General features: G+C 42.3%; 20 protein-coding genes. 13 read left to right on the top strand and 7 right to left on the bottom strand.

From position 1 onward, the window contains the following. Positions 1 to 149: 149 nt before the first annotated feature. Positions 150 to 1,217: an esterase-like activity of phytase family protein gene (locus A7985_RS11380; protein WP_065790591.1), complete on the bottom strand. Its 1,068-nt coding sequence runs from the start codon at positions 1,215 to 1,217 to the stop codon at positions 150 to 152. Positions 1,218 to 1,605: 388 nt separating this feature from the next. Between A7985_RS11380 and A7985_RS11375 the strand changes: the two genes are divergently transcribed. The 6 genes from A7985_RS11375 (at position 1,606) to A7985_RS11350 (ending at position 7,760) form a co-directional block, all read left to right on the top strand. Next, a complete protein-coding gene (locus tag A7985_RS11375) occupies positions 1,606 to 1,956 on the top strand; it encodes a hypothetical protein (protein WP_065790590.1) in 351 nt (116 codons plus the stop codon). A gap of 65 nt (positions 1,957 to 2,021) precedes the next feature. Then, the gene (locus A7985_RS11370; protein ID WP_065790589.1) at positions 2,022 to 2,621 is read left to right on the top strand and encodes a hypothetical protein; all 600 of its coding nucleotides are present in this window, start codon (positions 2,022 to 2,024) and stop codon (positions 2,619 to 2,621) included. Beyond that, entirely contained in the window at positions 2,618 to 3,733 is a 1,116-nt protein-coding gene (locus A7985_RS11365; protein ID WP_256096741.1) for an efflux RND transporter periplasmic adaptor subunit, read from the top strand. Before A7985_RS11370 ends, A7985_RS11365 begins: the two co-directional genes overlap by 4 nt. 7 nt (positions 3,734 to 3,740) lie before the next feature. Continuing rightward, the gene (locus tag A7985_RS11360) at positions 3,741 to 6,848 is read left to right on the top strand and encodes an efflux RND transporter permease subunit (RefSeq protein WP_065790588.1); all 3,108 of its coding nucleotides are present in this window, start codon (positions 3,741 to 3,743) and stop codon (positions 6,846 to 6,848) included. A 79-nt stretch (positions 6,849 to 6,927) separates the two neighbouring features. Beyond that, entirely contained in the window at positions 6,928 to 7,302 is a 375-nt protein-coding gene (locus A7985_RS11355) for a hypothetical protein (RefSeq protein ID WP_065790587.1), read from the top strand. Positions 7,303 to 7,550: 248 nt separating this feature from the next. Then, positions 7,551 to 7,760 (top strand): hypothetical protein, encoded by a 210-nt coding sequence (locus A7985_RS11350; protein WP_065790586.1) that lies wholly within the window; start codon positions 7,551 to 7,553, stop codon positions 7,758 to 7,760. Between the two features lie 66 nt (positions 7,761 to 7,826). On the opposite strand, the gene A7985_RS11345 is transcribed toward A7985_RS11350, so the two are convergent. Beyond that, complete coding sequence (locus A7985_RS11345; protein WP_065790585.1) at positions 7,827 to 8,930, bottom strand: GGDEF domain-containing protein; 1,104 nt, start codon at positions 8,928 to 8,930, stop codon at positions 7,827 to 7,829. 980 nt (positions 8,931 to 9,910) lie between these two features. On the opposite strand from A7985_RS11345, the gene A7985_RS26910 reads away from it, so the two are divergent. After that, positions 9,911 to 10,045, top strand: a complete 135-nt coding sequence (locus tag A7985_RS26910; protein ID WP_256096739.1) for a hypothetical protein — start codon at positions 9,911 to 9,913, stop codon at positions 10,043 to 10,045. Between the two features lie 547 nt (positions 10,046 to 10,592). On the opposite strand, the gene A7985_RS11340 is transcribed toward A7985_RS26910, so the two are convergent. Further along, a complete protein-coding gene (locus A7985_RS11340; RefSeq protein WP_141685333.1) occupies positions 10,593 to 11,066 on the bottom strand; it encodes a hypothetical protein in 474 nt (157 codons plus the stop codon). Positions 11,067 to 12,205: 1,139 nt separating this feature from the next. On the opposite strand from A7985_RS11340, the gene A7985_RS11335 reads away from it, so the two are divergent. Both A7985_RS11335 and A7985_RS11330 read left to right on the top strand, forming a co-directional pair. Continuing rightward, on the top strand, positions 12,206 to 12,568 hold the full coding sequence (locus A7985_RS11335) for a hypothetical protein (RefSeq protein WP_065790583.1): 363 nt from the start codon (positions 12,206 to 12,208) through the stop codon (positions 12,566 to 12,568). A gap of 781 nt (positions 12,569 to 13,349) precedes the next feature. Then, positions 13,350 to 15,137 carry a hypothetical protein gene (locus tag A7985_RS11330; protein WP_065790582.1) on the top strand — a complete coding sequence of 596 codons (1,788 nt, stop codon included), beginning with the start codon at positions 13,350 to 13,352 and terminating at the stop codon, positions 15,135 to 15,137. Positions 15,138 to 15,217: 80 nt separating this feature from the next. On the opposite strand, the gene A7985_RS11325 is transcribed toward A7985_RS11330, so the two are convergent. The 3 genes from A7985_RS11325 to A7985_RS11310 form a co-directional block, all read right to left on the bottom strand. Continuing rightward, positions 15,218 to 15,676 (bottom strand): hypothetical protein, encoded by a 459-nt coding sequence (locus A7985_RS11325; RefSeq protein ID WP_065790581.1) that lies wholly within the window; start codon positions 15,674 to 15,676, stop codon positions 15,218 to 15,220. A gap of 168 nt (positions 15,677 to 15,844) precedes the next feature. Further along, positions 15,845 to 17,902: a di-heme-cytochrome C peroxidase gene (locus tag A7985_RS11315; RefSeq protein ID WP_141685332.1), complete on the bottom strand. Its 2,058-nt coding sequence runs from the start codon at positions 17,900 to 17,902 to the stop codon at positions 15,845 to 15,847. A gap of 193 nt (positions 17,903 to 18,095) precedes the next feature. After that, a complete protein-coding gene (locus tag A7985_RS11310) occupies positions 18,096 to 20,225 on the bottom strand; it encodes a TonB-dependent receptor domain-containing protein (RefSeq protein ID WP_256096738.1) in 2,130 nt (709 codons plus the stop codon). 124 nt (positions 20,226 to 20,349) lie between these two features. On the opposite strand from A7985_RS11310, the gene A7985_RS11305 reads away from it, so the two are divergent. Beyond that, positions 20,350 to 21,336: a helix-turn-helix domain-containing protein gene (locus tag A7985_RS11305; protein WP_065790578.1), complete on the top strand. Its 987-nt coding sequence runs from the start codon at positions 20,350 to 20,352 to the stop codon at positions 21,334 to 21,336. Between the two features lie 603 nt (positions 21,337 to 21,939). After that, positions 21,940 to 22,773: a mechanosensitive ion channel family protein gene (locus A7985_RS11300; protein ID WP_256096735.1), complete on the top strand. Its 834-nt coding sequence runs from the start codon at positions 21,940 to 21,942 to the stop codon at positions 22,771 to 22,773. Positions 22,774 to 22,898: 125 nt separating this feature from the next. Here the strand turns inward: A7985_RS11300 and A7985_RS11295 are convergent, their stop codons facing one another. After that, positions 22,899 to 23,558, bottom strand: a complete 660-nt coding sequence (locus A7985_RS11295) for a hypothetical protein (protein ID WP_065790577.1) — start codon at positions 23,556 to 23,558, stop codon at positions 22,899 to 22,901. A 284-nt stretch (positions 23,559 to 23,842) separates the two neighbouring features. Between A7985_RS11295 and A7985_RS11290 the strand changes: the two genes are divergently transcribed. Both A7985_RS11290 and A7985_RS11285 read left to right on the top strand, forming a co-directional pair. Further along, a complete protein-coding gene (locus A7985_RS11290; RefSeq protein ID WP_065790576.1) occupies positions 23,843 to 24,607 on the top strand; it encodes an enoyl-ACP reductase FabI in 765 nt (254 codons plus the stop codon). A 3-nt stretch (positions 24,608 to 24,610) separates the two neighbouring features. Further along, a complete protein-coding gene (locus A7985_RS11285) occupies positions 24,611 to 25,090 on the top strand; it encodes a MaoC/PaaZ C-terminal domain-containing protein (RefSeq protein WP_065790575.1) in 480 nt (159 codons plus the stop codon). Positions 25,091 to 25,196 lie beyond the last annotated feature (106 nt).

Here is a 25,196-nt window from a genome sequence, read left to right as displayed (position 1 = left end):
ACGAAAACCCTTGAGCATAGGCAACAGTGTCATCGGAATATGTAGATTTAGTTTGCCGTATTTTACAATTGGATAAAGCCGCTGTTGAAACGAGCTATAAAGGCGTTGCTCGTTTCAACACACACTTAGCGTGCCCAGTAGGAGGCAGGTTACTTTGTTTTAACCTCAAACAATAATACTTGGCTGAGTTGCTTACCATGTACATTAAAGTTGTTATCAGACACCATTAATAAGCTTTGATTACCGTTGGCGAGTTTAGGGCCAAACGTCATCCCCTCTAAGTTATCTATATGCTGTGAGCCCAATTGCGCTTTAACTGTTTCCATATCTAACACCAACGTTTTTTCAGCAGGGCGGTATTGCTGATTTTTGAGAGATGCCATGGTTTTGATGTCTGTCGCTTTTTCAATATCTATAAGGTAGATACTTACGCTATTTCCACCATCTTTCAGTCCAGACGTGTATGAGCGCTCCATGGTTAAAAACTGATGCTCATTGACTTGAAGTATTTCAACCAAGCCCGTGGTGCGAAAAGCATCTGCTTTTGCTTCTGGTCGCTTTACAAGTGGTTCTAGATAATAGGCAAATTGCTTGTCCAGTTGTTTAGTTGCAAAATCAAAGTGTGAAATACGCACCATAGCGCCATGTTTGATGTTTGCCTCCTCACCGTCCTGTTTGAGCGCCCCCTCCATTGAGGCCCAAATACCTTTACCTGAGATTGCCAGTGTTAAGCCCTCGAATACCGCGTTATGCCTTGGGCCAGCGTTATCTGAAATATCGAACATTTTTGGCAGCTTAAATGAAGAAAGTCCATCGCTTGACTGCAAGTAGATTGCAGGTGCTTGTTGATATTTCACGCTGCCTTCACTACACCATACGATGTCTTTACTGTTGGGGATAGCACGGAGGCTTTCAGGGTCAACAAAACCTGATTTAGCGCCCTTGTTCACAAGTGCATGAGACTTTTCAAATTTTACTTGTGTAATTTGCTTCTTTTCAATATCAATACTTGCCTGAAAGTAGCGTGGTTTATCAGCATCATCGGCAATCAATAAGTACTTACTATCAACGTACTCAATACTCGATAATCCGCCAACTTCATCACCATTAACATGTAAATTTGCGGGAATGATAAACTCATCCAAAAACGCCAGTTGCATGGTGGCAGAGTAACTCGAAAAAGGTATCAACAAAGCTAAGAATAAATAATTGCGCATCACGTTGTAACTACAAAATAAAGAGAACAAAGAAATATACGCGGGTAATGTTAAATTAGCACTATTTGGTGGACAAAAATTTTAAGAAATTTACCTTTTCAGTTTTTCATTGACCTTAATTGCGTATGGAATCAAAAACACGATGCTCATTGAAATAGCGTCTATTAATTCAAATGCCTGTTCACCCCAAAATGTCTATCCAATTAGTTTTCAAAGAAGTTGAGCGTAGTTGAAAACGAAAAACGGTCGACGTTTTCTCCCAAGGTCGGTCTAGTACAAATCAAAGTCGTCGGCGGTAATACGAATTATTATTTAGATACATTTAAAAATTGAGGTTCTTTTATTTCGGTGGTAGCATCAGACCAAATTGACACTTTAAGATCGTCTAATGCGCAAACTAACTCTTATATTTATGATGCTTTGCATTCTGAGTACTCAGGTATTCGGAATGGTTGCGCATGAAGGAGAGCATAGGTCGCAAGGTGATGAGCACAGTTTACTGCATGAGATTGGTCAACCGCATAGTCACGACCATGATGACGAAACTGACTATACGCTGTCTTTTTCAAAAGAAGCGGTAAAACATATCAATCAAGACTTAGAATGCTGCATTACAGCTGTTGTCGAAGTCGCCCCTGTGTCAACACCTGAAATTAAGCCAATGGGCCCCATCATATCTTTGGGCGCGAATTGGTCACCTCCTTTTTTAAAACATAGCACGCCACCCCCTAAAGCTTAATCCAAATTCACTGTTCCTAGTCAGCGCTTTTGCACTGGCTCGTATTGTCGTTTTTTGGATTTATTATGTTATTAAATTTATTTTCGCTGCAAAAAATGCAGACGATGATAAGTAGTCAGCTACTTATCATATTTTCATCAATATTTATCGTATTCAGCATACAGGCTTCACCCGGTGCCCATGGACCTAATGGTGAGCACCTAGATACCCCTAATAAAGTTCAAGCATTGGTTAATCCCAAGTTTGAAGGGTTCACCGAGGCATATGAGTTGGTCGGCGAGTTGCTCAATGATCAAGTGCTGATTTACCTCCATGACTTCAAAACAAATGTACCCGTTAAGAATGCCTCGATTGAACTAGACCTTGATGGTCAAGTTGCACAAGCAAAGTTCTCAGAACAATTGGGCGCTTACAGCCTGAGTGAACAAGCCTTGTTGGGTAAACTCCAGCAGTCGGGTATACATGAAATCATACTCACCATCACCACTGAAGAGAGTGGCGACTTACTGTTTGTAACCCTTGATAATTCTAGCGTGCTTGTCCGGGGTCTAAGTCACGACAATGAGGAGCATGCACATTTCCCGTGGCATATTTTCGTGGTAGGCCTTGCTGTGTTTGCTGGCGGGTTTCTATTAGGCCGTCAAGTAAAAGGGGGTAAATCGTGAGGTTACTGCGTACTATTGCACTCTCATTGAGTATGTGTTCACTGCCAATATTGGCTTCTCCGGGGGCGCATGGCCCAAATGGTGAACATCTTGAACAAAAACAGAATAAGGCATCTGGTGATTTGGGCCGACAAGCTGATGGCTCTGTGCGCATGCCAATGAAGCATCAGGCACTACTGGGTATTCGAACTCAGTTTGTAGTCGAAACCACAGCAAAAAAGCATGTTCGCTTAGATGCAATTGCTAAACCTCACCCTGATGGGTATGCCAAGATCCAATCGAGCAGTGATGGTCGACTCGATGCGCCAGAAGCTGGCATTCTCCCCAGTGGCACTCGAGTGCATGCTGGGGACATTCTAGGACTAATTCGCTATCAGGACACTGCTTACGAACTTGCTAGCCAAAACAGTGAATTGATTGCGATTCGAAATCAAATCGCTCAAACCCACCGAGATGTTTCTCGTTTGAAAAAGTTAGGAGATTTGGCTTCAAAACAAGCGTTAGAGCAGCTTGAAACAGAGTTACTAAGCTTTAGGCAGCAAGCTGCCGCGCTACAAAAAGGGCTGGAGAAGCCAGAGGTGCTAATTGCGCCAATTTCAGGTTTATTGGTTAATCACATGGTGTCTCGAGGTCAGTGGGTAGAAGCTGGGGAGCGTTTATTTGAGATCATCTCTGCCGATAAGCTGCTAATTGAAGCAAGCACCAGTGACCCAAGTTTGCCAAATCGGTTGGAGAGCGCCGCAGTGATGACGCGACCAGATTTGTCATTGCGCTATGTTGGCCATTCACCGCAACTTGTAAATGGCTTAGTCCATTTAAACTTTGAGCTGCAACACAGTAGCGACAAAACAGATATATTGATTAATCAAGATCTTAGCGTGCAGGTGCAAATCAATGAATCACTGAAAGGCATTGTCGTACCGGCAAGTGCGGTTGTATTGAGCCAGAACAATCTACCTCAGGTCTGGATTAAGCTCTCTGCTGAGCGTTTTTTACCTCAACCGATCAAATATGAACACTTGCAACCGGGTTTTGTACTTATTACCCAAGGGCTTGGGGCCGACAATCGCGTGGTGATTGAAGGTGCATCTTTATTGAATCAAGTGAGATAGCCAAAGTATGTTTAATGTATTAGTTAAATCGAGTCTAAAACATCGCTTGATTGTCTTACTTCTGGCCTTTGTGATGATTGTGTATGGTGTGATACAGGGGCAAAAACTGCCAGTTGATGTATTTCCAAACCTGAATAAACCCGTTGTTACTGTGCTGACGGAAGCGGGTGGAATGGCGCCAGAGGAAGTTGAGCAACTTGTTACTTTTCCACTAGAAAACTTACTCAATGGTGTGACTGGTGTCACGCGTATTCGGTCTACGTCCGGTATTGGTTTGTCGATTGTTTATATCGAGTTTGAGTGGGATACGGATATTTATCGAAATCGCCAGTTAGTCTCAGAGCGTTTAGATTTAGCTGCTGAGCAACTTCCAATAGGTGTCACATCTGTGATGGGACCTGTCTCCTCTATTATGGGTGAGGTGATGTTGATTGCATTACCTATTGATACTGATGGAAAAGGGGATGCGATGGAGGCCCGCGAGTACGCAGATTTTGTCCTTCGGCCAAGGTTGCTTGCGATACCGGGTATATCCCAAGTTATTCCTATAGGCGGGGAAGTCCGTCAGTTAAGAGTTGCGCCAGATACACAGCGCATGCGTCAATTTGATATTGAGTTAGCAGATTTACAAAGCGCACTGGCCGATTTTGCAGCAAATTTTGGTGGGGGCTTTATCGACCTCAACAATCAAGAGTACTTGATCCGTCATCAGGGTCGAACGTTAAATATCCGCCATTTACAAAACCTCGCTGTTGGTTGGCAAAACGAGCGTCCAGTATTGTTATCTGAGATTGCTTCAGTGCGTTACTCTGCGGCAGAAAAGCGGGGCGATGGCGGGTTCAATGGTCAACCTGCGGTCGTTATTAATATTCAAAAACAACCCAGTGCTGATACGGTTCAGTTGACCCAGCAAATAGAAATGGCCCTCGAAGAGCTAAGTTTAGGGCTTCCACAGGGACTAGCAAAACCACAAGTTTTGTTTCGGCAAGCGGACTTTATTAAGTCGTCAATTGATAATGTAACCGAGGCTCTGCGCGATGGTGCCATAATGGTTACAATTGTATTGTTTCTTTTTCTGCTGTCTGTGAAAACGACGGTTATTTCCTTGTTTGCAATTCCGCTTTCGCTTGCGGTGACAGTACTTATCTTTCAGTGGCTTGGTCAAAGTATCAATGTGATGACCCTAGGAGGTTTGGCCATCGCTATTGGTGAGCTTGTAGATGACTCTGTTGTGGATGTAGAAAACATTTTGAGACGCCTTAAGCTCAACGCACAATCGCAAGTCCCCAAGCCAGTGTTTGATGTGATTTGGCACGCGAGCGTAGAAGTGCGCTCTGGCATCGTTTACGCAACCGCAATTGTTGTGTTGGTATTTTTGCCTTTGTTTGCCTTACCGGGTATTGAGGGACGGCTTTTCTCTCCACTTGGACTGGCGTATATCATTGCGATTTTAGGCTCTTTACTGGTCTCAATGACAGTCACCCCTGTACTTTGTTATTACCTACTGCCAAATGCAAAAATTATCCATCAAGGTGACAGCTGGTTAGTCAACAAACTTAAATGTTGGCAGGGGAATTGGCTTGAGTTGGCATTGCCTAAGTCAAAGCCGCTTATTGCCACAGCTGCGCTAGTTGCGGTTGTGGCTGCGGCGAGTATTTCGCAGTTTCCTCGCGCTTTTTTACCCAAATTTAATGAGGGTTCGCTGGTGCTGGGGATCATATTTGAGCCGGGTACTTCGTTAGCTGAGTCAAACAAAATGGGGCACTTGGCGGAGTCGTTATTGCTGTCTGTGCCTGAAGTGTCGCAAGTGGGTCGGCGAACTGGCCGAGCGGAGCTAGATGAACACGCAGAGGGGGTTCACTCTTCAGAAGTCGATGTTGATCTAGTGCCTTCACAGCGAAGTCGAGACGAAGTACTTGCTGAAATACGCGACAAGCTCTCTGTGCTGCCAGGTCAAGTGGCCATTGGTCAGCCAATTTCGCACCGTCTGGATCATTTGTTGTCAGGGGTCCGCGCGCAACTGGCGATAAAACTGTTTGGTGAAGACTTAGAGGGCCTACGTATTAGTGCTGAAGCACTGCGCAATAAACTCACGTCGGTACCTGGTCTTGTCGATATCAGTATTGAGAAACAGGTGTTAATACCGCAGCTCAGTATTCGGATAAAATACGCTGAACTCGCCAAATTTGGACTGACGCCAGGATCTGCACTTCGCCAACTAAACATGCTAACAGAGGGCCTAGGGGTGACGGATGTGATCGATGGCATTAAACGTTTTGAGTTGGTGTTGAGGCTTGATGACGAAAACCGCACGCCCGAAGAACTTGGCAATACGTTAATCGCCTCTCCCGCGGGGGCAATTCCCGTTTCTTATATTGCAGATATCGCACTGCTTGATGGGCCAAATCAAATTCTCAGAGAAAATGGCCGTCGTCGCCTCGTGCTTTATGCCAATAGCGAGCATGTCGATGTTAAAGCGCTGTTGCGTGATATACGGGAAATCGTTGCTGCTCATTCATTACCACAAGGCAGCTTTGTCAGTATAGAGGGACAGTTTTTAGCGCAAGAGCAAGCCATGCGATTGCTAATAACATTGTCAATTTTGTCATTCGCACTGATATTTCTGGTGTTGTACATGCGTTATAAATCCCTCGTATTTGCCGCGATTATTATGTGCAGTTTGCCTATGGCGCTGGTGGGTGCTGTAGTCGCTATGTGGGTTACCTCAACATCGCTTTCTGTCGCGTCGGTTGTCGGATTTATCACCTTAACGGGGATTGCTGCACGTAACGGCATTCTAAAAATAAGTCACTACCTTAACTTAATCCGTTTCGAAGGAGCGACCTTTAACCAAGCACTCATTGTTCGCGGTGCAAAGGAGCGATTATCTCCCGTCCTAATGACATCCATGGTGACAGCGTTTGCGCTTATTCCGTTGCTTTGGGCTGCCGATCAGCCTGGTAAAGAAATTTTGCACCCAGTCGCCATTGTCATTTTTTCGGGCCTAGTAAGTTCCACCTTGCTCGATATTTTATTGACGCCATTACTCTATTGGAAGTTTGGTAAAAAGCCGACCGAACTATGGCTCAGCAGCAATTCGAAAGAGTTGATTTAACAGGTTTGTGCAGCAACGCCTAGGTAATTTATCCAAAGTTTGCTGCGCCATTTACTATAAATATAAAGAGACTATAAATATGAAAACTTCAATTATCACAGTTATTTTACTTGCGCTCAGTGCACTTATTTTCACCCCAAATACGAACGCGCATGGCAGTACAAAGCCCCTTCATGGCGGGGTAGTGAAAGTGGAGCACGAAATGGTTTTTGAACTTGTACGTGCTGAAACCGGTACCAGTCTATACCTTCGTGATCACGGTAAACCTTACCCAAGTGAAAAAGTGACAGGAAGCATTATTGTGCTAGCGGATGGCAAAAAAACGAATGCGGAGTTTAACTTTGCTGGCGACAACAAGTTGACTGCAAATACCACCATTCCAGATGGTGCAAAAGTACTTGTCAAAGTTAAAGAATCAAGTCATCACTCTGTCACCGTGCGCTTCACGTTTTAATTCATAAACTGAGTTACCTAGTACAAAACCCTAGGTAACTCTATGTAGCGATTACTTCATAGGGTGCTTGGGCACGGAGTATTTTTAAAACTTGAGAAGGTTATCTGCTTCTGGTATTGACATGGCGTGGTAAAATTAATGTTTCGGTTTGTAAAATTATTTAAAAAATAACTTGTTCAATTATTGCTCTTTTGTTAGTTTTTAATTGCTTTACTTAAAAGCAATAATATTTTAACAAGGAATTGATCATGCAATTAAAATTGAATAAAAAGAAAATCAAGTCACTTTCAATCTCTAAATCAGTGCCAGCTGAAGCAACTCCAGAAGTAGCGGGCGGCTGGGCTCCACACACAAAAAATATGTTTTGCCGTGAACACTCTTTCGGTCCATTTTATTGCAACACAAATGAATCAGAGTGTATCGAAAGAACGCGTGAAATACACACTTGTGCCTGCTAATTAAAGAGGCAACGGCCAAGTGATATGTCGCTTGGCCTCTTGTTTCATAATTAGTATAAAAAGCAGTTACGCTTGAATAGCAGCATTAAACGCTGCAACACAATTACGACCTTGGTTTTTAGCCAGATACAATGCTTCATCTGCTTGATCGAATAGCTCTGTGAGTTGTTGCTTTGGATTGTTGAGTTGAGTGACGCCAAAACTCGCACTGCAATTAATACATACGCCCCCATAGCATATGGGAGTTAGTGCTATTTGCTCTCTGAGCTTATTTAATACATTGGTCGCTTGATTAAGCGTGACGCTTGGTAAGATCACCGCGAACTCTTCGCCGCCATAACGGGCCACTAAATCACTCTCTCGTAAGTTATTTGCTAAAAGTTTGGCAATAATCTTTAGAGATGTATCACCATGACTGTGACCATATTTATCGTTTACACTCTTAAAGTGATCGATGTCGAGTAAAGCGATGCACAAAGGTTCTTGATGGCGTTTGGCGTAAGCCAATACACGATTACCTTCGGCGAGCAATTTAGTTCTATTGGCAAGGCCTGTTAAAGGATCTTCTGTCGCGAGCTGTCTCAGTCTGTTTTCGTATTTATTGCGGTCATTATCAAAGGTAATGGCTAAAACAATCAAAACCAACATAGCCAGTAACTCAGAGCCGACCTGCAAGACGCTTTGGTAGTTACTTTGAAAAGTAATAAGAGGCGTAAGTGGTTGATGGTATTGAATGTAAAAATAACAACTACAGCACAAAAACGACAGTACGATCTTGGTTCTTTTTCGATGGTCTTCCAGCAGTAACCACGGCAGTGGAAGGAGGGTAAAAAAGGTACTTTGTACACCAAGGTTCTTTCCAACGACCCAATTGGCATGAATAAAGATGTAGCCGATGATACTGAGTAATAAAACCATCCTAGCAACGTAATAAAGCCGACGGTGTTGTAAATAAACTGCACTTAAACAAATAGCTAATAGCCCAGTGTTCATGACGCCAGTGATCAATGAATGTGAAAGCATGCCGAACAGCACAATGTTAATACATGCGATGGCCGCCGCGACAAATGCCAGTGTATTAGTGATCCGCACTTTGTGAATATTGGCTTCATCACTGTCACAACCAATGTTAATGGCACTGTACAGCAGGTTTTGGAGCGATCTAATCATAGGATACCTCTCGAACGCTATTTCTTCAGTATAGAGGAAATTTCCCATAGGGTTGCAAAGAGGTAGTGGGTGCAAGGGATATTAGGCCGGTTATTTTAAATTTTCATCGTATATGACAAGCTCTGCGTGTGCTTGCTCCCCCTAGTTTTCTAGCTCTGGTGAATAGATTTAAACTTCATCTAGCACTTGGCTATGAGCTACAAGTAGACGGTTACCGCCATTCGGTGTCATTGGTTCTACTATGCAATACGGATGACCAACCAACTCATTCTTGCCCCATTCTGTGATATTGGGGCCTGTAGTAATTTCGTTATTTAGACTAAGTAATTGATTGGATCTACGGAGAGAAAGTTACTCACTAGTACTACATTAACTCTCAACTAAAACTTCGTGAGAAGCTAGGCGCTTTGCGGCACTATCAAACTCTTATTTACGCAGACTAGTCCTTTAAAACAATTCAACAACCACAACGTCAAAAAGCGAACTGCCAAAACAAATGTAATTCCACAACCAAATACGATTCAGCTGACACCCATTCACCTTAAGCATGCCCCGATCATACTAAAGTGCATGAGCAAAGACATTTGCCAAGCGCTGAACTGCCTACTGATAAACACCATTAAAAGTGCGCAGAATTACATGTTAGAAAACAGTGGCAAGCCACATACTCGGTAAGGGGTATTTCATCATGAGTTTGGGCTCATTGGCTGTGTGGGCTACTACCTTCACACTGACTAGAGACAACCTCACGCCTTTATCTATTACTGGATTTCCGCTCCTTACTAGCGTAAAAGTTTTGCTTCATTAGCCATTGAGTAGTTTAACCACCAACTCAAGCAGCAAAGCATAACCCAGCTTTATGCCGATGTGTTTGACAGCAACTATGCTTCTTAAAACTTACTACAGAACTTTGGTTTTAGGTGGTAAGAAGAGGCGGCTCGCTTTGAACCTAAAATGATTTTTCGGTTTGAGAGGAGTAAGTGAAACTAACAAAAGTTGATTGGAAAGGGGGGAATGTGATTGGTAAAGAAGTATCGGTAAAGCATGCTCTACCGATACTCAAAAGAAGCAAGCCTCCGGATCTAGAATTCCTGACAGCTAACCACGACCTCTGAGTCCCAATTACCGCCCTCTCAACCTCTATCAAAGTAGGGTTTGCCTATGTCACTCGCCTTAAAAAGCGTAAAACTGCTTAAAATCACGCCAATGCACTGGGAATTTTCCAAATAACTTACCGGACTCCAAACTGTCATCGACCTGTCGATGGGGTTTTAAAGATCGTCTCGGTCGCCTTTTTAGACTGCATGTCCCCGTTTATTACTTAATTTCAAAAGCCCAACTGACCTACCATAACTGAGCCCCCAGTCTATACCAACTGCATGAGAGTTTTGGCCAGTAATCGCGACAGAAAATTGGCTCGACAACGATATAAAAAATTATGATACCCTGTTGTTCTATATAAATAATTTCTTAACGACATGAGCGAGCTGTTTAACTCGTCAGGATGAGCTAGCTCTTAATTCAATTGGAATTATGCCAACAACTTTTGACACTGCGCTAAATTAGGCCGCCGCTTTAGGTTTAAGTTATCGCAATATCGCTGTAATAAGCTTTATTTCTATCAGCCTCCCCATTGTCTCGAGGATAACACTTTCTCCTTTTTTAGTGTTTTTGTTCCTCCCATAAAGTGACCCAATTTGTATTAGCGCCCAGTCCATTTCTCACATAAGTTCTAAATCTTACATGCCACTTACCATTTTTATCTTTATAACCAGCTCCAATAGCAGCACCTTGATCGTAACTAATATTGCCACCACCCACGTTAGTGGTTGTGAAAGATGCTCTCCTACGGACATTCATCACTAATGGATTACTAGACATTTGTGCTGCTTCGATTCTATCACGGGCTGCGCTAGAATTACGCTCTGGTTTACTTGCATCGCCTTTCGGATACACCCAATGCGCAGTGTGTGCTATCCTATCGGAATCCACGGTTAATCTACAACCTGTAAACCTCGATGTTAAGAACAAATTGCATCCTGAGTTTTTTATCATCTGCCATGTCGCACTTGTCATATACCCATATCTCCATGGTAACCAATACACACTGTCGCCTAACCCTTTTGTGGTTTGCACATCTATTTGTCCATTCCTGCGTAGCACACTTTTTATATTCCGGGGACCTTTCGGATTTTTAGTCGCATGCCATTCCGTTCCTAGGTCTTCCCCCAAGAAGTTTATAGTTCGGGAAGTACCATCAACCCCTGTCACATTGTTCCATAATGCTGTATTTGGAGTAGCCATATGTTTTTCCTCTTACTTTTTAACTCAAGTTTTAGGGAAGAAGTGTTATGTTTATAGTACTTAGACACATACCTCTTCTCCCCTTTCTCTGAACACAACAATTTCATCACTTCTGGGCCTGTTTTTGCTTTTTGCCACTACTCAAAAGCCCAACTCAGCACCTATAAAACCCCTGAAGAACAAATTGGGTATCTAAGCTTTTTCCCAGCGCGCTGTTAAATACCTGTGTGACCACTTGCTCTAATGCTATAGTGACGCCGCTCTTTACCCTCCCAAGCCACTTAACCCGCAATGCTTGCCGGGTTGATTGCTGTGTATAACTGCCATATCTACGTGACCTTTTAAAACGTAGGGTAACCCTACCAGCGTTGTTGCTAAGTCTATCTTAGTGGTTAGTTGTATTTATCAATTGGACTATTTGCTTACAAATCAGGGGAAAGTTAGGTGGTTACAATTTTTTGTTGCACTTGCTGTTTTATAAATCAAGAAAATAGGGAAAAGTGACTTTGGGTGACTAAACGTTCGGTGGTCTAACAAAATTATGACGGGGCTTAGGTGAAAAAATAGCTAAGTAGAAAACAAGTTTTGTCATAATTTATAGTAATTTGTGTTTTTTCTAAATTTGTTACTTCTCTAAAACGGAAATGTCTAGAGCCTTCACAGTTGGCACTTCGTAACTCAGAAGTGCCCAAAAACGTGTTTAGTCGAATGCCTCAAAGAATAGCGGCCATTAGAATATTATTTTTAAAGCACTGATCTTATGCTCAGTTGTTTTGTGTTCCTTCTATAGTGAAGAAAGCGACTCATTGGGTCGTTTTTATCCTTTCTATAATGATTAAAAATATATCTTTAGCAACAAGTTAGTTATTGTGATAGAACTGGTACAATGATAAAAATGACTCTTGGCTCGGTAGAAAAACGACCCAATGGGTCGATATTAAATTGTTAGGTTACCAAAAGGAGGTGGTAAATTGTTCAAGATAATTAGAAGTATTTTAGTCTTTCCATTTGAACTATTTATAACATTACTTGGTTATGGCGTCTTTATCAGCTTCTATTTACAAATAGTATTAGTGCCCACAGTGTTATTTGCCTTAACCTCGGCATTTTCTGTGGGTTACACAGATTACGATACTGCCGTTAACATCATTTATGGTTCAAGTTTTATCGGAGCGTTAATTGGCGTACTTTGGACAGAGCGCATCCGTAAAAAGTATTCTATTTTTGGGTTTCATGGTTACTTAATCAATCACCCTGAGATTGATGGCTGGCAAAAATCAAGTAAAGGTATAGTTTTCAGGAACGGTAACCTAACAAGCAAAAAACAGGGATAAAAACTTGCGGGCTATTCGCTTCGCTCAATTTTAGCCCACAATTTTTTCCCGTTAATCGAGCGTTACGAATGTCAGTTGTTGGCACATATCCGTCCTTCGACTCCAAATTGTTTATGTCCAAAAAATGAGTTGGTTGAATGACCTTTATCATTGCGAGATTTTCGTTCTCTTAACACAATAAACGGTGATTTCAGGCTTTTATACGGCTTTCATATTTCTTGATAGTTACACTTATTCTCTGTGCTCTTAATTTTTTAGCGCCTTCGTAGTCGAAAATAAATCAGACGTAATTTCAACGCCTTTGGCTTTCCTTGACGGGGTACTCTTCTTTATTCAGCGTTCTAAGTAGATAAGAAGCCCCGCCAGGATTAATATCAAACACACCATACTGGTGATTCTGGGTAAAATTTTAAAAGTTTGATTTAGAAACGATATATACACACTTAATAGGCAGCAATCCGTACTCTATGCGAAAGGTACCTATAGAGACACATTGGATGCATGGGGATCTTTCGTACTATTTGCGTGATGCTCTGATTTTAGGTAAAAAAGCGTTTAGCTCAACAGCACACAGTGATTGCCATATATTTAGCGCTATTTTGCTTTTTCAATTGATCAAATATTTTAAATGATTGTTTATTAAAAGCTTTAAATCCAATCTGACGGTTAAAAGTTTTGTGGAACGGGAGCAGTTTGTTTAACATAAGGGTTGGTTAACAGGGCAGCAGGACACGCTCTGATGTGAGTTACTTCATTAAGTAAAAATGGAAGAATAATCAAGATGAAACGAATTTATATAAATGTCTTTTTGGTAACACTGCTGTGTGTTTTTATGGTTGGTTGTCAATCGACTATTCATAGCACGAGAATAAACGATAATAAGCCTTTGCAGGCCGGACAGGGAGTTGTGGCGCTTGAGTTGGTGAATAATACAGATCGCCTCGCCAGCCTTCATAAAAACTGGGACGAGGTCATTGTCATTCGTATAGATAATGAAGAACAGCGTAAACAAGCTGCCATTCAAAAAGCAAAAGAGAAAGCGAAGAAAAACGGTAAAAAATTTGACCCTGAAAAGGTTGACTGGGAACATGACTATTACAGCTTAAGGGCTAACTCAAAAGGGACTGTAGATAGTCAGGTCTTTGTGGGTGCAATGCCCGAAGGTGAGTACATTATTTCTTTGTTATACAGCTTTTACAGTGACGGAAACATGTCTTCTTGGATAAACATGCCAGTGTTTCAGTCTGCAGGTGTATTTCAAGTAAAAAACGCCCAGTTAACGAACCTAGGTACGCTGGTTTTTCAGCCGCTACTTGATACCAAAAAAGCCTCGTTCTGGAGCAATAAAACAGAACAACGCGCATACGTAACTCGTTTAGAAGAAAGCACAGCGCTAGCGCCTTTTGTAAATCATCACTATCAAAATCTATATAATTCGCTTGATTTATCACAGGTCAACTCTTGGAAAGATGATCCATTTTCAAAATTAAGAAACCAGTTGGGGGCTTTGTCTCGCGCGAATGCTTATGGCGATGAAGCCATCTCAGTGAGAGGTAGCGATTACAATGTGCTTGCTGCACGGTTTGGAAAATTGCACTTAGTAGACTCCGCGGGCAATGTAGAGACACAATCGTTACCAACGGCATCTCAGCTTACAGCAAGCGGCCAAATAAATGATACTTTGCTCATTGGCAGTGAAAGGGGGGTTTTATTTTCTCAATCACAAGATGGTAGCTGGTTGCAACACCAACCGATTTCTGCAACGGAAGCCTTTGTCTGGTTAGGAAGTGATGACCGCTTTGGTTATGCATTGACAAGCTCTGAAAAGCAGCACTCTTTGTACAGATTTGTTGAATTGGACAAAGGCTGGCAGAAAATAGGCTCATTTAAAAAGAAAGACGGGCACAATTGGCTTGTTCAAAATGGCGGTCTATTTGTCTTTTTTGATGACGCTGGTGAACTTAAGGTGATCAATGATAACAAGTTGCTGACTTACAACGAGGCATCAGGACAATGGAAGTCAGCAAAATATGAGAGCTTCAAGAAGTTTTCGCAATTAAAAACCGGTGAGCTTGTAGCACTTGAAGTTAGTCAATGGGATGGCATTGGTGATCAGGTCGTATCTGTTGACTATGGTAAAAGTTGGCACACAATCGATCGCTCTTTGAGCTTTTTTGGTGATCATAAGACTGATGCTAGTTTACCTGCATTGATTTCAGGCAATCGCATCGTGTCAGTTGGTCGAGTAAAAGAGAATAAAAAGAAAGGAAAAAAGAAACTCCGAGTTATCTCAGCCTCGTTAAATAAACAAGGCAAAAAGTTTAATTGGCAGTCTCATGGTGAAGTCAAGTCTAACTGTACAACATTACTGCCTGAACTGACTCAGGGCGCAGTATTATTCTTTTTATGTGAGCAGGGGCAAGTCGTCAAGACCGATGATTTTGGCGAGAGTTGGGAATCTGTAGTGGTTATTGATATTGCGTTAATGCAACAGCAATATGAAGCATTTCTAGATGCGCGCAAAGCTGAATTAGCACTCACTGACCAAAAAGAAACGTCTACACAATAGTAGTAACGCACACATTGGAGCCCGTGTGTGGGCTCCGCATGTCTGGCTTTAGATCAATATCTCACCGCTTTATAGCTGTCCTAATAGACTTTCTGCATTTGTAACTGTGGTCTTTTTGCGACAACCTTTTTAAGTATATCACTTTGATTGTCTTCGATTTCAACGTGCAAAACGAGTGGGTGCTTTTCACCTAGTGTTGTTGCTTTGCAAAGAGAATAATATCTCACTAGATCAGAGCCAATCATACCACTGACCCAGATACTGAACATGCCTAGTATGACCGTGGCGACGATGATTGCTGTCACAGGAATTGCTGCCAAGCTCACCGCAAAATACGCGCTAACAGCTAAAACAGCTAAGAACACACATTCTGACTTAATAATTTTCACTACATGGTTAGTTAAAAAGTCATGAAGGGGGTGCGTGTTACTGTCGCAAATAGCGCTGATATCTTCTGTGTCTACGCTTAAGTCGACAAGTTCGTCTTGGGCGTCGCGAAAGGCGTCGTAGTCGTGCCCTTTGATTACATAATGGTTCATAGTACCTCCAACCCGATGGCTATTGTCCATATACGCATGAAGGTGACGTTTAGTTTGTTTTTTGACCAAAAAAGTGCGGAGCTAAAAAGAAATTTGAGTAAAAGCTTTTTAATCAGATTAGATAGCGGAATTAGGGGCGTGAACGAATGTGCACACCCCCCACCTTTTTTATAGCGTTTTTAGATATTCAATGAGTGCCATCTTTTCGTCATGGTTTAGCTTTCTGCCAATTTTCCCTTGAACAGTAGGGTCATTTGTAAATGCATGACCTGTATTTAGGTTTCCAGCTTGTCTTGTATCAAGGATGAAAAAACCACCTTGATAATCGTCAGTCTGGTTTGCTGGTAATGCGTTGGATTGGTTATTCATTTTAATAACCTGCTTGCTCTGTACTATACCAACATTGATTGGGTCAAATGCTAAGCTGCCTAGTTCAACAAATGTTGGTCTACTTGATGGCTCAGAGAGTAAACTATATAAATTAGGTACAGAACCATTATGCAGATAAGGCGCGGTTGCCCAAATACCATTGAGTGGACGGGCTTTGTAGCCAGCGCCATTGCGCAAGCAGTTAGGTCTGCCACCTTCCAAGCGAGGTTGCGCAGCTTGAGAAGTGTAATTCTGTGCAAACCATTGTTGATTGGTTTGTTCCACAACGGCACCAAGGGCTAAAGCGAAATTGTTGGTTGCACTGTCTTGAACGTTAACAAACTGTAGTTTCGATTGCATGAGTGCAGTTTTTTGATTTTTATTTACAGGCACACACAAATCGGTGTTCAGTCCGAGGTCCTTTGTATTTACAGTGCGGTCCAAAAGAACCTGTGCTTGTGCTGGATCTGTCCCAATTTCATTTACGTCAATCATCGTAAGGCGTAAGTATTTTCTCTCTGTTTGCTTTACCTGTCCGTCTTGCTCGTATTCAATTTGACTCCAATGCTTTGCCCAAAATTCAGGGGTATCCATTGTCGGAAGGTGACAGCCTTGGCAATTATCTACATAAAGGCGCTTACCTTTTTCAACCAACTTATGATTAATATTAGGGAGGCTTTGTGGCCATTTAGGTGCCTTCAAACCGGTTATCTTACCTAACTCACCGGGTTGATAGTCTTGCAGTGGATAGTCACCTGCCAACCACTTTTCGAGTTGATAAAGTGTTTCTATCGGAATTGAACTCGAAAAAGTGGCTGCTTGTTGCAAAGAATTGGTGGGGATCTGCATATCAACAAATGCCTCTACACCAAGCGCTTCACCAGCATTTCTAATGAGAGGCTGCATTATGGAACCATCGTATTGCACCCAATCAAACCAAGAAGTTGTCCAAATATGCGGGTAGTTTACAGGCGCCTCGATTGGGTTATAGTTTTCAGGACGGTCCATATTGTCTGCAAACACTTTATTTCCGATTCGGTTGAGCGCATCAAGGCGAGTAAACCCTTCGGTTACGTTGATTGTATCTTGTCCTTTGGCGAGCTGAGCAACAGTATCTTGTAGCGCACTTTTTAGTTTTGCTTTGCTGACAACGTTGTAGTTACTGCCCAACACTTTACGTGCAAAACGCTCAAAACGGCCATCAAATGGGGCGAGTTTACTGGAGAGTACGGTTTGACCAATCGCGGCACCAAGCGATTGCGTCAATAGTCCCAAGTCGGTCATGGCGGGACCACCATCTACCACATAGCGAGTATTGTCATATGTGAATTGCCCGGTATGGCATGCCGTGCAGGTGAAGCCAATGGCGGTGGCTTTGCGGTCCAACCCCGGCATATTGATACTGGCGGTTTTCGCTAAACCCAGAGGCAGTTGCTGTTTAGATGAGTAAGGCGTATTTGCATCGTTTAAATTTATAAACCCTAGGCGGTATATGTACTCAGATAAAAAGGTTTTTTCTGCTGAGAATAATATGAACCACGGGACACTTTTAGGTGCTTCAAGTGCTGCTAACCATTCATAGGGAATGGGCAGCGTTGCCGTGCCCTGTGACGCATGGTAAGGCCATTTATGATCGTAATTTTTACCTTCAGGTAGCCAACCATTTTGATTAAGAAATTGGGTATCTAAATGCTGATATTTAGGCAGCGTGGGTGGGGTAAGGCCATACTTTAATTCGCTGAGTGCTGTGATCGCGCGAAAGGCAAAAGAAGTCACGGTAATGACAATGACTGCGGATATAATCCATGGCCACTTTTTGAGTAGCCATCTCAAGACAATAGGGTAATTACGGGGCATAAAATTCTCTGACGGTTTTTAAATTGCATTAACATTTTCACATGTTTTGTTAATAGCGAAAATTACAAGTGATTACACGGAGAATTTAACGAAGAGCGGCTTCAACAGGATATTAAAAGAGAGCTGGCTTATTGCCCGCTCTTTTAAAAGGCATATAAAAATATGCCTTATTTGCAAATACGCTGTTTATAAATTAAAAGTGGTATGAAACAGAAACCTTGATATTTCTACCTGGCTCATAATCCAATAAGAAAAGCTCGCCGAATACAGGGTGGTTCCCAAGTCCGGTTCTTGAGGATTGAGAGGCGTAATACTTATCAAAAAGGTTGTCTACGCCTATTCGTAGTTCCAGCCCACTCACAAGTTTAGGCTGCCATACAGCGACGATATTGTGAACTGTAAAGCCCGGTTTTGAATTGTCTAATCTCGCACGCCCGTCTAAATCTAGTCCAGCGCTCAAGCTTTTGACTTTATGCACTTCCCAATTGAAGTGAAGCGGAAAATTGAGCATTTCATAATGCAGGTTGAATGCAAGGGTATCGCCTTGTTCACGATCTATGCGTGCACCATCGTAGAGGGCTTCATAAGTATCAAAAGCATCTAGCTCACTACTTGAAGATGAGTAGTTTAGAGTCATTTCCAATTGGCCAGCATCAAAGCTCATGTATGCTTCATAGCCGTCAATGGCTAAGTGACCAATATTTTGTTTATAAGTATCTCTTGGGCCACCATTGGGGTAAGGCACGTAATCATGAATGTAATCTTCAATGCGGGTCTCAAAATAAGTTGCACCTAGGTTATAACGGCCTGAATCCGCGGAATATTGGTAGGCGATGGAGATCTCTGTATTGATACCGGTTTCTGCTTTTAAATCAGAGTTTGGCTTTGCGCCCAGTCCCGCTCCCGTAAAAACTTCGCTCAACTCTGGGGCTTTAAATAGTTCCGTTGTACTCATTTTAATGAGCAGATCTGGGGTTAGTTGGTACAAGCCCGCCAATGCAAAAGTTGTGTGGTTGAAATTGTTATCAAGGACAGCTGATTTGACATCGGCTTGTTCAAAGCGAACACCTGGAACAACTGCTAATTCGCTTGTTAAATCAATACGGTTTTGTATAAAAAAAGCGGTTGATTTGGCTTCTTCTTGAGCGCTGAGTGCTTGCCCTTGAGTTGGAGAGAAGTGATACTTGGTTTGGTGTTTTATGTGGTCTATACCGTAGGTAACTGTGTGTGTTTCTTGGTTTAAAAGTGAAGTATCAAAAACACTTTGTGCCAGCAGGTTAAACCCTGAATTTTGAGCTTCACCGTTTACTTGGCCAATAAAGCGAGTATATCTTGGGTTGCCTGAGAGTCCCCAGCCTGATTCGTCTCTGTACAGCTCACTGACATTATCAAAAAGATTGGCCGTCAGTGTCGAAGCGTGGCCAAAATTAAGCTCATAACTAAGAGTTAAAGTGTCTCGGGTAAATTTTGTCGGCCAAGTTAAGGGTGTGTGTGTGCCAGTGGCGATCGTTACGTCTGTCGACATGCCCATATCAGGGCGGTAGCTATAGTCACCGCTGTCTTCATATTGCTCATAGCCAATCGACAGGCGCTGTTGCTGGTTTATATCCCATCCAAACTTAATCAGAGTGTCTTTCACATCACCGGCTAGACCCCGCACTGTACCATCGGTGTCGGGCTCGACTTTGCCATTTTCATCAAGAATTTGGTCTCCACCAACCTTAAAATTATCCTTGTTGACGTCATTGAAATAAATCAAAAAATCTAGTTCACCTGTCAGCTGACCAAAGCCTGTAAATGAAAATTGTTGGCCTGAGTTGTCGCCGGTCGCAGCGCTGAGTCGGGCGCCGAATTGCTCTCCTTGCTGCAATAGATCTTTGGCTTGTTTGGTGGTAAACCTGACAGCGCCACCCAATCCGCCATTTTCGACAGAGTTGGTGCCGGTGTGAATTTCTACAGATTTTAATATGTCGGCATGGACCTGTAGATTTCCCATATGGTGGTACATATAGGCGTTTTGAGAGGCCCCGTCTATTGTCACCTTCAGGTCTTTATCATCAAGGCTTCTGATTGTGATGCGTTGATTTAAAGAGTGCGCGCCACCTACATCGACGCCTGGGATCGTTCTCAATAGATCCGAGATGTGATCTGCTTGTTTGTCTGCGATCTCTTGACCTTGCAGGTATGGGGCTGAGGATTTTACTTGTGTACTCCAAACGCTGATTTGTTCAATATTTTGCTCACTCGCGACTGCCCAAGGGCAAAATGCGCTGATGGCTACACTAATCAGGCTTAGCTTAAATCTAGTTTGGAAAAGGCTCACAATTTCTCTCCGTTAAATACAATGAAAATAATTACCAATTGCAATATTGTAATTATTAAAGAGACTTGAGTTGGCTTCATTTATTGTGCAAAATCGTCATTAAATTATTATAAATAGTCACCTTATGCCCGCGTTTAAACAATCCGATCTAGCTGAAGCGTTACAACAAATAGGCGTTGAGCATCACTTGGCTAGGAAGCCACAGAGGCGGGGAGTTGACAGTGAGCTGGCTAATGGATCATTGCGATTTGATGTGCTTCACCATCATTTGAATGTTCATTGCACTGAGATGCAAGAATCGCAAGATGCGACAAGCACCGCAGCTATCGAGCCAAGTATGGCCATTACCTTTTTATTTCAGGGCACACTAGAATTTAGTGTTGGTGAAAGAAAGTACTTTTTGGAGGCTACGGATCCCCCTTTAGTCTTCGTCAATATGGTGGCGGAACCTCAGGTATTTACACGCTTTCTCAGTACGGGCCGAATGGTAAGAAAAGTCACGATTGACGTGCGTTTTCCTTGGCTCGCTGCAAAACTATCTAACAAGCATGGCAAGGAGATACTCAATCAACCGCTGCTCAAATCAAGTCATGTGTCGCTTTTAAAAATGTCAAAGTCTGCGATTAATGCTGCACTCAATATAATGTCTTTGCATAAAGTAGACTCAGATCCTTACCGATTAATAAAGCAAGAAAGCTTAATATTAAGTATTGTTCCTGAGGTGCTTGATTTACTGGCTACTGAAAATAATACAGTGGTGCAAACTGTCCGAGCGCGGCCGCATGCACCTGAAGTGATTGAGGAAGTGAGTCAAAATTTAGTCTTCTTGCTACAAAACAATGTGCCATTAGAGCAAATTGCTAAACAGTTGGGTATGAGCATCAGTACCTTACAGCGCTTTTTCAAATCTCGTTTTAATACGACTGTAAAGCAATATGCTAAGCAGCAACGCTTACATGAGGCAAAAAAAGCGATTATGTTGGGGCAATTAAGTATTGGCGAGGCAGCATATCGAGCAGGCTATAACCATGTTAGTAACTTTACAACGGCGTTTAAAAATACCTATGGCGTGACGCCCAAGCAATTTCTCATACAGCATCGACACGACTAGGCAATCATAAGGGTTAAAAGCTAGAGCGTATCAAGCCTAAAACCCACGGGCGAATCACATCACCACAGAGGTTTAGATATAAAGTTTGTCCTGTGGTTAGTAATACCTCTAGGAAAGAGTTGTGGTAGTTCATACCAAACAGAGTCTGCTGAGTATTTCCGTTAGCGGCTTCTGGGAAGCCTCGTGACGCCAATTCTTATCCCCACCATTTATAGTGATTGCGATTCAGACAATATCTTTGTGTCCACTTGTGTCGCAGTTATGTTGAACGCTTCTGGTACCGTGAGTGCGCCATCTGTAAACGATAGTATGGGCATAATACTACCTCTAGGCCCATCGTCACCGGTTTTGCTACTAAGAAATGATATGTAGTTCAGTGCGAATATTAGTAAAGTTGTGAGTGGTTTTTGATTAGTTCTCCCTATTGTAAAACGTATGTTCGGAGTGAAGCCCACACAGTGTGCGCTAATAAAAATCTCAATATAGGAAGAGGTACTCACCTGTTGATTCGGCGATTTTGGTTCTGAAATTAATAAAAAGTTAGCATGAAAACCATTTTGTTAACTAAGATTAGTTCTTAAGTTTTAATTAATGAGGATGGTTATGGATATTGCTGAAATAGATATGCAAAAAATTATCGATTTGATAACGGTTCATGCCGTTGAGTTTGCACCAAAGTTCGCGCTCGCAATTCTCACTTTGATTGTGGGCTTATGGCTGATCTCGTTAGTCGGAAAAGCGATAGACTTTTTGCTAGAAAAGCGTGAGTTTAATGTCTCACTAAGAAAGTGGCTGAGCAGTGTTGCGACTGTGCTTTTAAAAGCATGTTTATTTATATCTGTTATCTCGATGTTGGGAGTTAAAACGACGTCATTTATCGCCATTTTAGGTGCGGCAGGGCTAGCTGTTGGTCTTGCACTTCAGGGCAGTCTTTCGAACTTTGCTGGTGGCGTACTGATTTTAATTTTTAAACCATTTCAAGTTGGAGATTACATTGTTGCGCAGGGTGAAGAAGGTGTTGTTGAAGCAATTGATGTATTTTGTACCTTCCTAACGACATTAGATAACCGCCGTATCATTTTACCGAATGGGCCACTTGCGAGTGAAAAGGTAAATAATGTCACCCATGAGCAAATTCGACGTGTCGATTTGTCTGTTGGAATCAGTTACAACAACAGTGTGGATGAAGCTGAACAAGCACTATTGAAAATGGCGAGTAATGACAGCCGCATTTTGCAAGACCCTCCGCCTTTTGTAGGTGTGGTGGGCTATGGCGATAATTCAATTGATTTAACTGTTTGGGTATGGTGTAAAACGGACGATTACTGGGATGTATATTTTGATACAAACCGGGCCATCAAACCTGCGTTAGACAGTGCCAATGTTGCAATTCCATTCCCACAACGGGATGTACATATTATTGAAAAAAACGCGTAGGAGCGGGAGCTTTTTGGCAGTGGAGTCTATCAGGAGACGCTGCAAATTTGGCCTCACTCAGTTTCTCAACATACAATGCAAATCATAAAATGGGAGCTAGATTGCTAGCTCCCTGACACTACAAATTAAAAGTTATAACGTAGTGTGATTGATTGAGTTTCATAGATATCGATATTGCGGTATAACGCGCTAAGCGTGAAGTTTTGAGCAAAGTTGTAATTCACGCCAACTTGATAAAACAACTCGTGTTTTTGTTCTGCGTTTGTTAAGTATTCATAGCCGATCCCCGCAACTAGGTTGACACTTTCTGCAAAGGCGTAATGATAATTAGCTTTTAAAGTATGAGTATTGGTGTGATCTGTGTATCTGTAGTTAACATTCTGGCCACGCCCGATAGAGGCATTGTCTATATACAAGTCATACTTAGATTTTATAATTTTATTATCAATCTCTAAGCGATTAAAACTAGCGGCCAATTCGAACACAGAATTGTCGTCTTGCGAAATTAGGTATGCGCCCCCAATACTCCAATAATCCGTGTTTGTTTCCATTTCGATGCTCGATGAAAAGTCACCCGTATCTGACGTGCTTGAATATTGTGCAGAAGCCACCCAACGGTCAGCGAATTTTTTACTTGCCTCTACGGTATAGCCACCTTGGCTAGGCATGTCCTCGAGTTTATGCTTCGCATAGCCTGCACCCACATAATCAAACTTAATAGTATTACCTGCAATAGTGCTGCCAGAGAAGAGTGCGATGGTTAGCGCAAAAAGTGACGACTTCATGATAGTCCCTATTTTATTTACTTAAAAATAGCGCATGTTACACAGAATAAATGGCTTGTAAAGCACTGTTATATATAGCTATTTATAGATTGTTAGAATTGTTTTTTTTGTGTTTTATTTATGTTTGCGAGTGCTGCTTTTTACGTGAATAACTGTAACGCTTGCTTAAATTGATGGCATATATTTACTTATCTCTTTGCTGTCTTATTAATGAAAAGTCTGCCCCATATTATTGGTGAAATGTGGTTCATAAATTAGCGTGGTAGCGAAGGGAGCGTGCGCTTATGTATGACTTAAAGGGGAAAAAAGGCCTTATCGTAGGGGTCGCAAATCAACACAGCATCGCTTTTTCGTGCGCTAAAATATTAGACAGGCAAGGTGCGATGTTGATTGTGAGTTATGCCAACGAGAAAGCAGCGCCTTTTGTATTGCCATTGCAAGACTCTGTGCCTGATGTGCTATTTAAACAATGTGATGTGAGCTGTGATGAGCAACTTGCAAACCTTATCGCATTTACCCAATCCACTTTTGGGAAAATTGACTTTTTAATTCACAGCGTGGCTTTTGCGCCGTTGCAAGATTTAGAGGGGCGGCTCATCGATGCACACCGAGAAGGGGTTCAATTGGCTATGGACGTTTCTTGTTTATCTTTCGTCCGTTTGGTCAGGCTGTTAGAGCCCATTTTAAATCCATCATCCAGTTTGATAACAATGTCATATCTGGGCAGCACTAGAGCGGTTAAGAATTATGGCCTAATGGGGCCAATTAAGGCAGCACTGGAGTCATCTGTTCGATATATGGCACTGGAGCTTGGTCAGCAAGGTCATAGAGTCAATGCAATATCACCTGGACCCATCAAAACCCGAGCTGCATCGGGGTTGAAAGATTTTGAACAGTTACTTGAAACGAGTGAGCTAAAGTCGCCTTTAAATCGGCATTTATCTATCGAAGACGTAGCAGGTACAGCGCTGTTTTTAGTGAGTGACCTGTCGAAGGCCATCACTGGTGGCATCCTGTACGTTGATAATGGTTATCACGCAGTGGGTTGAATTATGAAACTTGAGAATATTATTTTTGATGAAATAGAGATAGGGCAAAACGTATCTGTTGTTCGTACAGTCACAATGAATGATGTATTGGGGTTTGCAGCATTGACTGGGGATTTTAACCCCGTGCACGTAAATGAAGAGTATGCCAATCAAACTCGGTTTCATGGTGTCGTCGCGCATGGTATGTGGACTGCCGCTCAGATTTCTGCAGTGATAGGCACCACACTGCCAGGACCCGGCTCGATTTATTTATCTCAAGATTTAAAGTTTGTCGCGCCGGTGAAAATCGGTGACGAAATAACAACGAAAATTACAGTAATAGATAAAGACTTGAGCCGCAGAGTAGTCACTTTAGATTGCCAATGCACTAACCAAAAAAAACAGGAAGTGGTATTTGGGATTGCAACAATATTAGCGCCGAAAGAAAAGCAGCTTGTTGAAGTCAGTGAACCGTCGGTGACAGTGTGTGAAAACACAGGATGAGATGCAGAATATTTTATTGTTTTTTTAGCAATAAAATAAGCAGCACGCAAAGTTTGTATTATATTTTTAGAATCGTTCAGCAAGGGTGCCCTATGGGACTTGAAGG

This window comes from Pseudoalteromonas luteoviolacea (assembly GCF_001696455.1).
In the GTDB taxonomy this organism is placed as follows: domain Bacteria; phylum Pseudomonadota; class Gammaproteobacteria; order Enterobacterales; family Alteromonadaceae; genus Pseudoalteromonas; species Pseudoalteromonas luteoviolacea_C.
The sequence above is the reverse complement of the archived record's forward strand: the minus strand, read 5'-3'. Positions and strand labels throughout refer to the sequence as shown.

Excerpts from the sequence above, each read along its gene's own strand:
- A7985_RS11300 (WP_256096735.1), top strand. The coding sequence starts at position 21,940 with ATGGATATTGCTGAAATAGATATGCAAAAAATTATCGATTTGATAACG.
- A7985_RS11380 (WP_065790591.1), bottom strand. The coding sequence starts at position 1,217 with ATGCGCAATTATTTATTCTTAGCTTTGTTGATACCTTTTTCGAGTTAC.
- A7985_RS11285 (WP_065790575.1), top strand. The coding sequence starts at position 24,611 with ATGAAACTTGAGAATATTATTTTTGATGAAATAGAGATAGGGCAAAAC.
- A7985_RS11295 (WP_065790577.1), bottom strand. The coding sequence starts at position 23,558 with ATGAAGTCGTCACTTTTTGCGCTAACCATCGCACTCTTCTCTGGCAGC.
- A7985_RS11305 (WP_065790578.1), top strand. The coding sequence starts at position 20,350 with ATGCCCGCGTTTAAACAATCCGATCTAGCTGAAGCGTTACAACAAATA.
- A7985_RS11360 (WP_065790588.1), top strand. The coding sequence starts at position 3,741 with ATGTTTAATGTATTAGTTAAATCGAGTCTAAAACATCGCTTGATTGTC.
- A7985_RS11375 (WP_065790590.1), top strand. The coding sequence starts at position 1,606 with ATGCGCAAACTAACTCTTATATTTATGATGCTTTGCATTCTGAGTACT.
- A7985_RS11330 (WP_065790582.1), top strand. The coding sequence starts at position 13,350 with ATGAAACGAATTTATATAAATGTCTTTTTGGTAACACTGCTGTGTGTT.
- A7985_RS11290 (WP_065790576.1), top strand. The coding sequence starts at position 23,843 with ATGTATGACTTAAAGGGGAAAAAAGGCCTTATCGTAGGGGTCGCAAAT.
- A7985_RS11355 (WP_065790587.1), top strand. The coding sequence starts at position 6,928 with ATGAAAACTTCAATTATCACAGTTATTTTACTTGCGCTCAGTGCACTT.
- A7985_RS11370 (WP_065790589.1), top strand. The coding sequence starts at position 2,022 with ATGTTATTAAATTTATTTTCGCTGCAAAAAATGCAGACGATGATAAGT.
- A7985_RS11315 (WP_141685332.1), bottom strand. The coding sequence starts at position 17,902 with ATGCCCCGTAATTACCCTATTGTCTTGAGATGGCTACTCAAAAAGTGG.
- A7985_RS11325 (WP_065790581.1), bottom strand. The coding sequence starts at position 15,676 with ATGAACCATTATGTAATCAAAGGGCACGACTACGACGCCTTTCGCGAC.
- A7985_RS11350 (WP_065790586.1), top strand. The coding sequence starts at position 7,551 with ATGCAATTAAAATTGAATAAAAAGAAAATCAAGTCACTTTCAATCTCT.
- A7985_RS11345 (WP_065790585.1), bottom strand. The coding sequence starts at position 8,930 with ATGATTAGATCGCTCCAAAACCTGCTGTACAGTGCCATTAACATTGGT.